Here is a 13,846-nt window from a genome sequence, read left to right on the forward strand (position 1 = left end):
TATCAAAACTCGATAATTATTTTTAGTAATTGAGAAATAAATTACTGTTCATCACTCAGTCGCCTCATATGATGTGAGCGTTAGTTAACAACCTTTGACAACCTACAAAGCCTCTGACTTTGTAGGTTATTGTATGTGGAAATTTATAAAAACAAAGCAATACTTATAACATAGACTCGGTATAAATAAATATAAAAACGGATGATTTTTACTTTATATCGTAAAAATCATCCGCTTAAAATCATTCACGAACTACATATATCTCAAATGTTTAACATAAATTAATTATTTTGTATAATTCCATGCGCCATTGAAGTATAAATATGCGTGTATAATTAAGATACATTTATTAATCTGCAATTTCTAAATCTACATCATTAATGTCAATGCCTAGTGCTTTCGCAACACCTTTACCATATTCGCTATCCGCTTTATAACAGTGACGAATATGACGATGTTGTACTTCTAAAGTAGTGCCTTGCATTTCATTAGCTGTATTTTCAAAAATACGTTCTTGTTGTTCTTTAGATTGTAATCTGAATAAACGACCTGGTTGTTCGAAGTAGTTATCATCATCTTCTCTTAAATCATATTCATATGCTTCACCTTCAACTTTTAGACCAGGTTTTTTAAATTCAGGTTGATCTTCAAATGAGCCATCACTATTCGGATAGTAATGAGTACTGCCACCTTGATTATTATCAATAATTCTCATTTGGCCATCACGGCTGAATGGACAAATATTTTCCATACCTACACCTTTAGGTTGGTTAACTGGGATTTGCCAATGGTTCACACCTAATCTATAACGTTGTGCATCACCATATGAGAATAGTCTACCTTGTAACATTCTGTCTGGAGAAAAATCTATGCCAGGTACAATATTGGTTGGTGCGAAAGCAGCTTGTTCAACATCTTGGAAATAGTTGTCTGGATTACGATTTAATTCAAACTCTCCAACTTCTATTAATGGATAGTCTCCTTTATACCAAACTTTTGTTAAATCAAACGGATTATCTTTATGGTTACGAGCTTGTTCTTCTGTCATAACTTGGATATACATTTTCCATTTTGGATAGTCTTTATTTTCAATTGCTTCAAATAAATCACGTTGTGATGATTCTCTGTCTTCAGCAATTACGCTAGCTGCTTCATCAGGTTGTAAGTTTTCAATACCTTGTTGTGTTCTGTGATGGAATTTCACCCAAACACGTTCACCTTTATCATTGTACATAGAATAAGTATGAGAGCCAAATCCGTGCATGTTTCTAAAGCCTTTAGGAATACCACGGTCTGACATTAAAATTGTTACTTGGTGCAATGCTTCAGGTAAAGACGTCCAGAAATCCCAGTTGTTTTGTGCACTTCTCATATTTGTTCTTGGGTCACGCTTCACTGCGTGGTTTAAACTTGCAAATAATTTCGGATCTCTAAAGAAGAACACTGGTGTATTATTTCCTACTAAATCCCAGTTCCCTTCATCTGTATAAAATTTCAATGCAAATCCGCGAATATCACGTTCAGCATCAGCTGCACCTCTTTCACCTGCTACTGTTGAAAAACGTGCAAACATTTCTGTTTGTTTACCAACTTCAGAAAAAATGCTTGCTGAAGTATATTGTGTAATATCATTTGTAACTGTAAATGTACCAAATGCACCTGAACCTTTTGCATGCATACGTCTTTCAGGAATAACTTCTCTATCAAAATGAGCCATTTGCTCTAAAAAGTACCAATCTTGCATTAATAGTGGTCCTCTAGGGCCTGCTGTCATACTATTTTCTCTATCTGAAATTGGTGCGCCAAATAGGCTCGTCAACTTTTTCTTGTTACTCATAATATTTCCCCCGCTTTTTCTTATTAATAATTATTATTACCTAGTATTTATTTTAATCTATAACATTTGTAAAAGCAACTCACAATACATCTATAAATTAACAATTTTCAAAATATTTGAATATTTTATGGCTTTAAAGTCATAAAAAGCATTGCTCTTAAATCATAAAACCATTAAAATGGAGAATATATTTAAAATTCAATAGACTATAGGAGACTGTATTATGGCACAAAACAATATGAACCGTGGTCTTAATTCTAGACACATTTCTATGATAGCAATTGGTGGTGCAATTGGCACAGGCTTGTTTGTAGCTACTGGAAGTGTAATATCACAAGCAGGACCGGGTGGTGCAATATTAGCTTACTTGATTATTGGCGTGATGTTATATTTCTTAATGTCTTCAATCGGTGAACTTGCCACCTTTTATCCGGTTTCAGGTTCTTTTAGTTCTTATTCAACCCGTTTTGTTGATAGTTCCCTAGGTTTCACCATGGGATGGCTATATTGGGCAATCTGGCTACTAGTTACCAGTGTTGATATTATTATTTCTTCAAGTGTAATTTATTATTGGGATTTCTTCCAATTTTTCAGTCCAGTTACTTGGAGCATTATCTTCCTTGCCATACTTTTCTTACTTAATATTTTCTCTGTAAAAGCTTTCGGTGAAACAGAATTTTGGTTATCACTTATCAAAGTTGCAACAATAATTATTTTCATCGCAATTGGTGTATTGACGATTATTGGAATCTTAGGTGGAAAAACATATGGTCTAGGCAACTATGTAACAGGAGAAGCTCCTTTTGTAGGAGGCATCTCTGGCTTCTTGGGTGTCTTGCTTGTCGCTGGATTCTCTGTCGGTGGTACCGAAGTGGTTGCCGTAACAGCTGGAGAATCTTCAAATCCAAGTCATTCAATGCCAAAAGCAATTAAACAAGTGTTTTGGAGAATATTATTGTTCTATGTTTTATCAATTGCTGTTATTTCAGCTATTATCCCTTACACAGACCCATTGTTATTAAACAAAAGTGAATCTGTATCACAGAGTCCTTTTACAATCGTATTTGATCGTGTAGGTATTGCCTTTGCCGCTTCGGTTATTAATGCTGTTATTTTAACTTCATTATTGTCTGCTGCGAATTCAGGTATTTATACTACAAGTAGAATGCTTTTCTCAATGGCAGAAGATAAACAAGCGCCTAAATTTTTGGGTAAATTAAATAAAACTACAAAGTTACCTTTGGTATCATTGTTCGTAACTTTCATTGTTGTTTTATTTATAATTATAATTGCTCAGTTTAAATCAGATATCGTCTTTTCACTATTAAATATTATTGGTTCTTTAGTCATCGTTGTTTGGGCTTCTAGTATCGTAGCGCAAATTAGGCTGCGTTCAGCGATTAAAAAACAAAACTTGAACCCTGATGAAGTACTACCTTATAAAGCTCCCTTCTATCCTTTAGGACCAATCATAGTCATCATTGCATTATTATTCTTATTCATAGGTAATTCAATTGGTGCGATTTTAGCTGGTGATATGGGCGTCTTAATTAGAAACCTATCACCGATGATTATTTTAGCTATCATTTACTTTGTTCATAAATTAATACGACAAACTAAAATTGTTAAACTCAAAGACATTGATTTAAAAGAACATGATTATAATTAATGAATTGCACTGTAAAAGTATTTTAAGATACTTTTACAGTGCTTTTTTAATCTTGCAAACCTTACATTTATTTATTACCTACTTATTCTAAAATAAACCTCAACCATGAGAATTTTTAATAATTAAAAGCTTATCATATTTTCAGATACCCCAAATTAAGGTATAATGAAGTTAATAATTTAATGACTTAGAGGTGGAAATTATGATTGGACAAACAAACCTATTTGACGATATTTTAGAAACAGACGAGCGTTTCGTTATTGTTGTACAATCACTTGAAGAAAGACATGATCAATTAATCAAACGCACACTAAGAGAGTATCCAAGTTTAGATCACTCACAAATGGAAAGTCTTTTTAGCCATCTTAAAGAATTATTTTCAGAAGAAGAATTTGAAGAAAATCAGTCAGCGTTTTCAATCACAGTTTATACCAATTTAAACTATGCTGCAGATAACGTTTATGCTCATGTTAAGAGACATCGAGGCAAAAATGAGTGGACACATACTGCTAAATAATCACCAACAAAAATGGCAATTTCTAATTTTTATATAGAAATTGCCATTTTTTCTTCTATTTCTCTGTAAACAGAATATTGTAGTTGAAATATTCTAATGTTTTTGCTGAATCAAAGACTGCATATTGATGATTCAGCACTATTTATACATGGTATATTAATTTAAGTTGTCCACGTTTCTTAAAATCGTTTTCGTTCTTATAAGAGTAATATCGTGTACTGGTTCTCGCGTTCATTTAATTTAATATCTTTATTTAGTATATATAAGGTGCTTATTTTCGTACTAAAATACATACTTGATAACGATTTTGTAACGAGCTGACACCGAGAACAATGATATGAGTGACTTTCACTATTAAATCATATCCCTAGGCCAAGCTTGCACAAGTAAAATCGTCAATTCTTTACATTAAAATTAAATCTGAGACATCATCGATTCGCCCCACACTGTTTTTTAGTAGATGATTGAACTGAAAAATAAAGTCCCACTACTCAATAAATTGAGTTAATGGGACTTATGCATGAGTTTTTCTAATCAAACTATCAATCATTTACATAACGAGTATTTTAATAATAAAAGTTAAGCAATTAATATGTTAGTTAAGTAAAGCTTTTAGTGTATGTGGTATGCCATCATTATCATTTGTTAAAGTAACTTCATCAGCAATAGCTTTGACATCATTATTTGCATTACCCATAGCAACAGCTTTACCAACTACTTTCAACATTGATATATCATTTGAACTATCACCGAAGCCAATAACTTGAGATAATTTTATATCTAATTTTTGACACAATTCAGTGATAGCATTGCCTTTAGATACACCCTGTGCCATAAATTCTAAGAAAAACGGTTTACTTGTAGTAACATCAATATTTTCATTAAAGTGACCTTCTAAATCATTTCTAATACTTGTAATATTTGAAACATAATCAATCCCCATAACTTTAGGTACATCCTCTTGAATATATGCTTTTAAATCATCCACCTGTTTCATTGGCAAGCCTGTGAGTTCTGATTCAATGTTCATATATTCATGTTCACCTTCATATACGATATAACCATCTTGGTAAGTCAAAACAAACAATTTTTGATCCCTACAAAAATCTACAATACTATCAAATTCAGACTTTGACACAGTGCGACTTACTTCTACTTTTTCATCAGAAACTTTAACTGTTTTTCCACCATTGTAACTTATGACATAACTGTCATGTTGGTCTAATTTCAAATGTTTTGCTGTAGGCATCATACCATCTGTTGGTCTACCAGATGCGAGTACAACTTTATAACCTTGCGCTTGTATATCTATTAAATATTGGGCTGTTTCAACACTAACTTCGTTATTAGAAGTCATTAATGTATCATCCATATCCATCACTATTAATTTATATCCCATCTTGCTATCTCCTTTCAACCTCTACAAGACTATATTATAACAAATAAATCAAACTAATATACTACTTCAGATTCCACTCCTGTGATATTAACTGTAACGAGTTCAGATCGACAATTCGTAAATTCACGTTTAAGTTCCCTCACTAATTCACCGCTTCGTTCAGGTGCTATCAAGGTTAAAACAGTTGGGCCTGCACCACTAATAACTGTAGCATATGATTTATATTGTTTTGCAATTTGTTTAATGGTTTGAAATTCTGGGATTAGATGTTGGCGATATGGTTCATGAAAACCGTCTTGTTCCATCATCTTGCCTGCAAGTTCATAATTTTGTTGTATTAAAGCACTAATCATTGTATTACTGATGGCGCTATTTCTAACAGCATTTTTATGTGAAAATGTTTCAGGAAGCACATTCCTTGAAAGTGTCGTACTTAATTCATTTGATGGTATTGTTATGATAATATCAGCTTTTGGTGGATTAATATATGATACATCCGTCACTTTTGTTTCAGGATCATAGTATCCTAAGACAAGTCCCCCGTAAATTGTAGGTGCTACATTGTCAGGATGTCCTTCAAATTCAGTTGCCAATTGCAATAATTCATATTTAGAAAGCTCTATATCACCAAAATAATTAGCTATGTATAATCCCCCTACTAGTGCAGAAGCAGAGGAACCTAAGCCTCTTGCTAATGGGATTTCACTTCTCATTTCTATAGATAAAGACGGTAAAGTCACATCATATTTATTTGCCACTTGTTGTGCAATTTGATAAATATAGTGCGATTCGTCTGTTGGTAATGAGTCAACATTTGGACCTATATGTTTAAAAGACCATCTATCACTATGATTAATTCGCACATCAAGATATAAAAATTTATTTAAAGCCATTCCAATAGAATCAAATCCGACACCTAAATTAGCAGTAGATGCCGGTATTTTTAAACGTACACTCATGCTAAAGTGCTCCTTTAATATATTCTAAAATGCTTTCTCTATCATTTGGTAGAGGCTTAATTGGATTATCTAATAATGAGATAGCTGTATCTGGATCTTTCAAACCATTACCAGTCAACACTGACACGACACGTTTGCCCCTTGGTAACTTACCAGCACGGTGTAACTTAATTAAACCAGCAATGGATGCATTGCTTGCAGGTTCACTAAATATACCTTCTTTTCGAGCCATCAGTTGATAGGCTTCTAAAATTTCTTCGTCTGTTACGCTATCAATAAGACCTTCTGATTCTTTTAAGGCACGATTAGCTTTATCCCAACTTGCAGGGTTACCGATTCTAATTGCAGTAGCTACTGTATCTGGATTCTTCACTACTTTATTTTGAACGATTGGGGATGCACCTGCAGCTTGGAACCCATATAAGTTAGGAAGTTGAGTATCATTCGCGTCATGGTACTCTTTAAATCCTTTCCAATATGCTGAAATATTACCAGCATTTCCAACCGGAATTGATAATATATCTGGTGCTTGGCCATTCAATTGTTGAATCACTTCAAAAGCACTTGTTTTTTGACCTTCAATACGATAAGGATTAACTGAGTTCACAAGCGCAATTTCACCATTTTTAGCCACTTCTTGTACAATTTCAAGTGCTTCATCAAAATTTCCTTCTATAGAAACAATTTCTGCACCGTACATAACTGCTTGCGACAATTTCCCTAAAGCAATTTTCCCTTCCGGAATAACTACAATCGCTTTTAAACCTGCTCTCGCAGCATACGCTGCCGCAGAAGCTGAAGTGTTGCCAGTTGAAGCACAAATCACTATTTTCTTGCCTTCTTCTTTAGCTTTAGCCATTGCCATTACCATGCCTCTATCTTTAAATGAACCTGTTGGATTTGCACCTTCGTATTTAACATGTAATTCAATACCAAGCATTTCAGACATGTTCTCACAGTATATCAAAGGCGTATGGCCTTCATTTAAACTTACTTTAGGTGTATCAGCTGTTACTGGTAAATATTCCCTGAATTCTTCTACAAGCCCTTGCCAATTTTTCATAAACATTAAACTCCTTCAACTGGATAAATTTTCTGTACAACATAACCTGATTCTTGAATTGTTTCTATCGGGGATTCATCAATTCCTATGATAACTACACCAGCAGTATGTGCATCACGTTCAGTAACTGCTAATGATTTATGAACAGGCAATTCGCCTTTCAATAAAGTTTCAACTTGGTTTACATCTTCTCCATCTGTTTGCACCACGACATAATAACTTTCTTTCCCTTTGATAACAATCGTATCTTCTTCTTCGTTCATCATTTCTTTGGTTTCTTCAGTTTTCAATTCAAAATGCGGTGGTAGCGTATGCAAATTAGTATCAAAATTAAATGTAACATTTAATAAATCACTTACAACGGCACTACCTGTAGCTAAACTACCTGCACCTTTACCATAAAACATTGTTTCTCCAACAGCATCACCTATAACATAAATCGCGTTAAATTCATCTTCTACCGATGCTAACTGATGGCTTTTATCAATTAAGGTTGGTGCAACTGATGCATTGACTTGGGCATTTTCATATGTACCTTTACCAATCAACTTAATTTTATAGCCAAGTTTATCAGCTACTTTAATATCTGATAGTGTGACATCGCTAATACCATATTTATCAACCTCATCTAAATTAATCACTTGATTAAATGATAAATACGACGTAATAACAACTTTTCGCGCTGCATCAATACCTTCAACATCATCAGTTGGATCTGCTTCAGCAAACCCTAGACGTTGCGCTTCTGCCAACGCTTCTTCAAAAGATGTTTCTTCTTGTGTCATCTTACTTAATATAAAGTTAGATGTACCATTTAAAATCCCCATAAACTTACTTATATTATTGGCGTTTAAACCGTTATTTATTGCATTTACAATCGGAATACCACCTGCGACACTAGCTTCATATTTTAAAGCAACATCATTTTCTTGCGCTAAATGTTCTAACTCTCTTAAATTTTCAGCTAGAAGATCTTTGTTTGCGGTAATCACGTGTTTCTTCTCACTCAATGCGCGTTTTAACCATTCTACTGTGGGCTCAACTCCACCAAGTACTTCGACAATGATATCAATTGTTTCATCATCAAAAATATCTTCTATATTTTCTGTTAAATTATATTTAGATGTATTAATAGGACGTTTTCTAGACTTGTCACGTACTAATATATGTCTAATATTAATATCTTTATTCATTGTTTCTCTAATTTGTTCTCTATTTTCTTCTATTATTTTTACTACACCAGAACCTACAGTTCCTAAACCAAGTAGTGCTACATTTAATTCTTTCATGTCTTCATTCCTCCGTTTGTTTATCTAAAAAATACAATTGTACAGTTGAAAAATACTTGAATATGGTATAGTATAAATTCATTCATTATTTTTGTAAAGTCTATGAATATTTAAAACGTATATTTATATTATCACTCCTGTGATAAAAACTAAACTAAATTTTCTGATTTTTTAGAAAGGTTGTATAACATTATGAAAGTAACTAAATTCGGAGGAAGTTCTGTTTCCAATGCAGAGCAAATTAAAAAGGTATTAGACATTGTTAATTCAGATGAAGCTCGAAAAATCGTAGTCGTATCAGCACCAGGAAAACGAAATAAAGATGATGTAAAAACTACTGATTTATTAATTCGACTTTACGAAAAAGTGATTGAACGATTAGACTACAATTCTAAAAAAGAAGAAATCATTCAACGTTACAAGGATATTATTAACGAACTCAACATGAGTGATTCACTTTTAAAAACAATTGATGAAACTTTAGAAAGTTACATAGCTACATTGAGCGAAAAGCCATCCAGACTGCTAGATGCTTTACTTTCATGTGGTGAGAACTTTAATGCTCAAATTATTGCAGAATATAATAACAGCCAAGGTATTCCAACGCGTTATATTTCTCCTGGAGAGGCTGGTATTACTGTTACGGATTTACCTCAAAATGCTCAAATCTTAGATCAATCTTATGAAGCACTTTATAACTTAAGGTCATTTGAAGAAAAATTAATCATTCCTGGGTTTTTTGGTATTTCTAGACAAAATTACGTGGTCACATTCCCTCGTGGTGGTTCAGATATAACAGGAGCTATTGTAGCAAGAGGTGTAAGAGCAGATTTATATGAAAACTTTACAGATGTTTCTGGCATTTTTAGAGCTAATCCTTCTATTGTTAAAAATCCTGAAGTTATAAATGAAATTACATATCGCGAAATGCGTGAATTATCTTACGCTGGCTTTGGTGTATTCCATGATGAAGCTTTACAACCGCTACACAAAGACAGAATTCCTGTCGTTATAAAAAACACAAATAGACCTGATGATATAGGAACTTATATTAGACATGATAGAGAAATTGACTCAAATAGAATTGTAAGTGGCATTAGTTGTGACAAAGATTTCACAGTATTAAATATTAAAAAGTACCTTATGAATAGACAAGTTGGTTTTACGCATAAAATACTAGCCGTACTAGAAGACTATAATATTTCATTTGATCATATGCCATCAGGTATAGATAACATTAGCATCATCATGCGCTCTAAAGAGATACAAAACAAAGAGGAACAAGTACTTAATGATATACGTAAAAATTGTGATGTAGATGAATTAAGCATTGAACATGATTTAGCGATTTTAATGGTGGTTGGTGAAGGCATGCATAGAATCGTTGGTACTGCCAGCACAATTACTCATGCACTTGCAGAATCAAACATAAACTTGAAAATGATGAACCAAGGCGCTTCAGAAATTTCTATGATGTTCGGAATCGACGTTACAGATGCGGAGAAAGCAGTTAATGCTACTTATGAGTATTGTTACACTAAAAATTGTTTGAATATTTAAACAATAATTACTAACTATTTATCGATAAAAAATCCTTCAAATCTTATAGACTCATTTGAAAGTGAATGAATCCTAATGAATGATTTGAAGGGTTTTTAAATTGCCTTTTTTTCAGATATAAGTGCTTGATTAATGCGTTCATCTCCGACAACTAAGCGTAAAATAACAAATTGATAATAACTTAACGAATCGATAACGCTTCTATAATTTGGTAATTGATGATAATCGATGGGATCCAATAACTCATACATTAATACAATTTCAGGCTTAATATAATCTACATCCCATTTGATAGAATGAAAATAAATATGCTTTTCAGGTAAACGAATATTGTGATTCCACCTGAACATCCATTCATCATTTTCAACGTCATAAACAATAATTGTCATTATTAACTCATCATTTATATAAATATTTGCATGAGTGACATCTGCAAATTCTAACTTTGTAAAATCAGTAGTTGTATTTTTACCATCATGTAAAACAATCGTATTGCTTTTAGGTATAAACTTCAAAACTTCACCAAGATATTTTCTTTCGACACTAATATCTACCTTATCGTCTAAATTAAACTCATCATGAAGAAAAAGTTGTTTTGCGACTTCACCATTATATTTAAACAGTTCAGGTACATTTTCAGTTAAATTTTTTACAACTTCTTTAATATTTTTATCATTACTAACTGCCAAATCTGTACCTCCTATCAAAAGTAAGCGTTTCCATTAATAATCATTATATTATTTGTTACTACATTTTTCAATGTGAAAAGCACAAAAATGTGAATTTAAACACATTTTTATTTAAAATTCGCCAATATAGCTATACTCTTGTCGATGATGTTGTTTCAAAATCGCTGGTCTGTTAACAATTAATAGTTCTTCTGAACGATTGCATAAAGCTAACTGAATTTCAGCAATTTCTGGCAATGTTTGATACAATGCTTTATCTATCATATAAGGTGCAGTTGCAAAATAATAGCGAATGCGATATCTCTCAAATGTTTGGATAACATCCGTACCAGTGATAATATGTAGTGCATTGTCTACCTTTCCATTGGGCATTATAATATTAAAATCAGTATACCTTGCAACATATTTAATGATATCAGTTGAAAAAGAAATCACTGAAATTTTAAATTTAGCTTCATATAGTTCGTCAATAATGTGATAAGTAACTGGGTGGTTATCAAATGCAATAACATCTTCATTATTTACGTTTTCTATTATATAGTTGATATATTTTTTCATAGTAGTCAAATCAATGTCCTCCAAACAGACTTTTCTATGGTAAGTATAGTAGATAATATATGTATTACCCAATTAAGCACTAATTAAATAGATATATCATTTTTTAATTCAATAATTTTTATAACAAATCATATCACTCATTTATATATTAAGTAGGAATTGCTTATAATTAAAAAATATGATTATACTAATATTAACCCTATTAGTTAATTGTATTTGTACAAATATAAATAAAAGAGTAAAATATAGTTTATTAAAAATATTAAGATTAGGATGATACCAATGTTTTTCCCGATTATTTTAGCAATAATTATTGTAATACTATTATTAGTTATTATTATTGAAAGAAGAGTGATGAATCATAAGCTTGAGACTGAATCATATGCAAAAGATCAGTTAATAAATAAAATTAGTATCATCACGCGTGAAAACACATATTTAAAAAATCAAATGCTTGAAAAAAATGTTAATAATGATACACACCATCATGGATTAAGAAAAGCTAAACAGGATTTAAATGACATATTAAATCAATATCAAAGTGAAGGGTCAATTTCATTTTTTGATATTATAACAACTGGAAATTTAGCTGTTAAATATCCTTTGTTTGAATATGCTAGAGCTTTCGATTACATTGTTATTACTGAAAAAGGGTTATTTAATATTAATGTGAAAAACTGGAAGCAAAAAACATTTTACCACTTCACAGTTGACCCAACAAATGACACACAAAATAGTGGCGATGATACTGTAAACCAAACAGTTGGCCGTTATATTGCAAATCAATTCCATAGCCAATTCCAATCAACACGACCTACAACATACACATTTGTAGAGAGAATTAGAAATAATTCTATTATTTATGACTTTTATAATTATGATCCATATGAACAGTCTTCAAAAAATGCCAAAGCATTGGAAGATAGAATTGCAGACCAATTGCATCATAGAATTCAAAATATTGGTTTAGTTTACTTTACAGATGGTAGCGTAAATTTAATTGATGGACCTACAGAAAGACAGGATTTTGTAGAAACAGTTTCATCCAAGTCTTCTCTAAAAGAAGTAATTGGTGAAACGATTGTAAATGCTCAAGAATCATTAACTGAATCACAGTATAATGAACTACTTACACATTTCCACTAATTAAACAGTATTAATAACTGCATGAACGATTTTGTAACATGCCGTCACTTCTAATAATGATATAAATAAGAGATTATAGGCTCAGATTAAGTAAATCAAATACTCAGAAAAACGTGCATGGCCAAAATCGTAAGATGTAAATATAAAGGAGAGCTAACCCATTATGGATTAGCTCTCTTTTTTGAGGATAGATATTTATGTACCAGTCACTTTTGTGTTTAAGTCATTTGAAATTTTTAACTCCAAATATTTTCGTTATTGCTTTTAGCTATCTGTTCTGCTTTTTCGAACATTTCTCTATATTTACCATTTGGAGAAAAATATTTTTCTCTAGCCAATCCTTTTTTCACTAACAGTTCATTGAACATCGTATCTTTATCTAGCCAAACATATGCCAGTGTACGACCATACCGATCTTCTTTTTCTTTATCATATTCTAAAAAGACATCTTTATCGGTTAAATGTTCTTTTGAAAAATCAGATGCTTCTTTACCATATGGTTGTACTGGCGTATTTGGTTTAACAGTTTCAGGCGTATCTATGCCTATCAACCTCACTTTAATTTGTTCATGTTGATGATTATTTGCTATTAATGTATCACCATCAACTACACGCGCTACATGTACTTTCTCAGTTTGCTTTGGTCCATCATTGTTATTTGTATCATTGGATGAAAAAGGGCCAGTCCCATTTATAAACTGAAATGCAAGTACGCCTAGTACAACTATACTTATAATTAATGTAGTCATTTTCTTTGTTGATTTCATTGTTGCACCCACTTTTTATGAATATACCAAATTATCATATAGAAAATTAAAGTTTACGTCAAGACGCTCATTTTAAATAAAAATTAATCTTTTATATTAAGTGAAACTTTAATTAGTCATTATTTTATTTTAACGTACTTAAGCAATCGTGATATAATACATAAATGATAGGAGTGAACAGTTTGAGTATATTTAAGGAGAACATGATTACGGTTATTGCGATTGTTATAGCAATCATTGTGGGCTTAATATTACAATATCAATTTCAATTCCCACCGCTTGTGTCTGCAGTTGTAGCAATATTTTTAGGCATTTTCATTGGATTTATTATTTTTATTATTCAAGTTATTGTAACTAAAAATAAGAAAAAATAGTGTCTTCTGCCGAGTGTTT

13 protein-coding genes are annotated in these 13,846 nt (G+C 31.9%); 5 read left to right on the forward strand and 8 right to left on the reverse strand.

Annotated elements, in window-relative coordinates; all coding sequences use genetic code 11:
* Positions 1–349 precede the first annotated feature (349 nt).
* Complete coding sequence (locus tag KA926_RS03640) at positions 350–1,837, reverse strand: catalase (protein ID WP_107385305.1); 1,488 nt, start codon at positions 1,835–1,837, stop codon at positions 350–352.
* A gap of 223 nt (positions 1,838–2,060) precedes the next feature.
* Between KA926_RS03640 and KA926_RS03645 the strand changes: the two genes are divergently transcribed.
* The gene (locus KA926_RS03645; RefSeq protein ID WP_192946684.1) at positions 2,061–3,506 is read left to right on the forward strand and encodes an amino acid permease; all 1,446 of its coding nucleotides are present in this window, start codon (positions 2,061–2,063) and stop codon (positions 3,504–3,506) included.
* Between the two features lie 202 nt (positions 3,507–3,708).
* Positions 3,709–4,023 (forward strand): hypothetical protein, encoded by a 315-nt coding sequence (locus KA926_RS03650; protein ID WP_019467809.1) that lies wholly within the window; start codon positions 3,709–3,711, stop codon positions 4,021–4,023.
* Positions 4,024–4,618: 595 nt separating this feature from the next.
* Here KA926_RS03650 and KA926_RS03655 read toward each other — a convergent pair.
* The 4 genes from KA926_RS03655 to KA926_RS03670 are packed head-to-tail and all read right to left on the reverse strand — an operon-like array spanning position 4,619 to position 8,733.
* On the reverse strand, positions 4,619–5,422 hold the full coding sequence (locus KA926_RS03655) for a Cof-type HAD-IIB family hydrolase (protein ID WP_192946685.1): 804 nt from the start codon (positions 5,420–5,422) through the stop codon (positions 4,619–4,621).
* Positions 5,423–5,475: 53 nt separating this feature from the next.
* Positions 5,476–6,381 carry a homoserine kinase gene (gene thrB, locus KA926_RS03660; RefSeq protein ID WP_192946686.1) on the reverse strand — a complete coding sequence of 302 codons (906 nt, stop codon included), beginning with the start codon at positions 6,379–6,381 and terminating at the stop codon, positions 5,476–5,478.
* Between the two features lies 1 nt (position 6,382).
* Positions 6,383–7,444, reverse strand: a complete 1,062-nt coding sequence (gene thrC / locus KA926_RS03665) for a threonine synthase (RefSeq protein WP_192946687.1) — start codon at positions 7,442–7,444, stop codon at positions 6,383–6,385.
* A gap of 5 nt (positions 7,445–7,449) precedes the next feature.
* Positions 7,450–8,733: a homoserine dehydrogenase gene (locus KA926_RS03670; RefSeq protein WP_192946688.1), complete on the reverse strand. Its 1,284-nt coding sequence runs from the start codon at positions 8,731–8,733 to the stop codon at positions 7,450–7,452.
* 192 nt (positions 8,734–8,925) lie between these two features.
* Here KA926_RS03670 and KA926_RS03675 point away from each other — a divergent pair, with 192 nt between their 5' ends.
* A complete protein-coding gene (locus KA926_RS03675) occupies positions 8,926–10,293 on the forward strand; it encodes an aspartate kinase (protein WP_192946689.1) in 1,368 nt (455 codons plus the stop codon).
* A 95-nt stretch (positions 10,294–10,388) separates the two neighbouring features.
* On the opposite strand, the gene KA926_RS03680 is transcribed toward KA926_RS03675, so the two are convergent.
* Positions 10,389–10,982: a hypothetical protein gene (locus KA926_RS03680; protein ID WP_107517891.1), complete on the reverse strand. Its 594-nt coding sequence runs from the start codon at positions 10,980–10,982 to the stop codon at positions 10,389–10,391.
* Positions 10,983–11,093: 111 nt separating this feature from the next.
* Positions 11,094–11,540: a sugar phosphate isomerase family gene (locus KA926_RS03685; protein WP_226957018.1), complete on the reverse strand. Its 447-nt coding sequence runs from the start codon at positions 11,538–11,540 to the stop codon at positions 11,094–11,096.
* A gap of 282 nt (positions 11,541–11,822) precedes the next feature.
* Here KA926_RS03685 and KA926_RS03690 point away from each other — a divergent pair, with 282 nt between their 5' ends.
* Positions 11,823–12,686 carry an NERD domain-containing protein gene (locus KA926_RS03690; RefSeq protein WP_210143628.1) on the forward strand — a complete coding sequence of 288 codons (864 nt, stop codon included), beginning with the start codon at positions 11,823–11,825 and terminating at the stop codon, positions 12,684–12,686.
* 236 nt (positions 12,687–12,922) lie between these two features.
* Here KA926_RS03690 and nucI read toward each other — a convergent pair whose 3' ends face one another.
* Entirely contained in the window at positions 12,923–13,453 is a 531-nt protein-coding gene (gene nucI / locus KA926_RS03695) for a thermonuclease NucI (RefSeq protein ID WP_210143629.1), read from the reverse strand.
* Between the two features lie 182 nt (positions 13,454–13,635).
* On the opposite strand from nucI, the gene KA926_RS03700 reads away from it, so the two are divergent.
* Positions 13,636–13,827, forward strand: coding sequence for a hypothetical protein (locus KA926_RS03700; protein ID WP_107383956.1), 192 nt, complete (start codon positions 13,636–13,638; stop codon positions 13,825–13,827).
* Positions 13,828–13,846 lie beyond the last annotated feature (19 nt).

It is taken from the genome of Staphylococcus sp. GDY8P94P, from assembly GCF_017892255.1.
GTDB lineage: Bacteria > Bacillota > Bacilli > Staphylococcales > Staphylococcaceae > Staphylococcus > Staphylococcus cohnii.

Bases quoted from the DNA above. Each gene is read 5' to 3' on its own strand.
- KA926_RS03640 (WP_107385305.1), bottom strand. From the start codon at position 1,837: ATGAGTAACAAGAAAAAGTTGACGAGCCTATTTGGCGCACCAATTTCA.
- KA926_RS03645 (WP_192946684.1), top strand. From the start codon at position 2,061: ATGGCACAAAACAATATGAACCGTGGTCTTAATTCTAGACACATTTCT.
- KA926_RS03650 (WP_019467809.1), top strand. From the start codon at position 3,709: ATGATTGGACAAACAAACCTATTTGACGATATTTTAGAAACAGACGAG.
- KA926_RS03655 (WP_192946685.1), bottom strand. From the start codon at position 5,422: ATGGGATATAAATTAATAGTGATGGATATGGATGATACATTAATGACT.
- thrB (WP_192946686.1), bottom strand. From the start codon at position 6,381: ATGAGTGTACGTTTAAAAATACCGGCATCTACTGCTAATTTAGGTGTC.
- thrC (WP_192946687.1), bottom strand. From the start codon at position 7,444: ATGAAAAATTGGCAAGGGCTTGTAGAAGAATTCAGGGAATATTTACCA.
- KA926_RS03670 (WP_192946688.1), bottom strand. From the start codon at position 8,733: ATGAAAGAATTAAATGTAGCACTACTTGGTTTAGGAACTGTAGGTTCT.
- KA926_RS03675 (WP_192946689.1), top strand. From the start codon at position 8,926: ATGAAAGTAACTAAATTCGGAGGAAGTTCTGTTTCCAATGCAGAGCAA.
- KA926_RS03685 (WP_226957018.1), bottom strand. From the start codon at position 11,540: ATGAAAAAATATATCAACTATATAATAGAAAACGTAAATAATGAAGAT.
- KA926_RS03690 (WP_210143628.1), top strand. From the start codon at position 11,823: ATGTTTTTCCCGATTATTTTAGCAATAATTATTGTAATACTATTATTA.
- nucI (WP_210143629.1), bottom strand. From the start codon at position 13,453: ATGAAATCAACAAAGAAAATGACTACATTAATTATAAGTATAGTTGTA.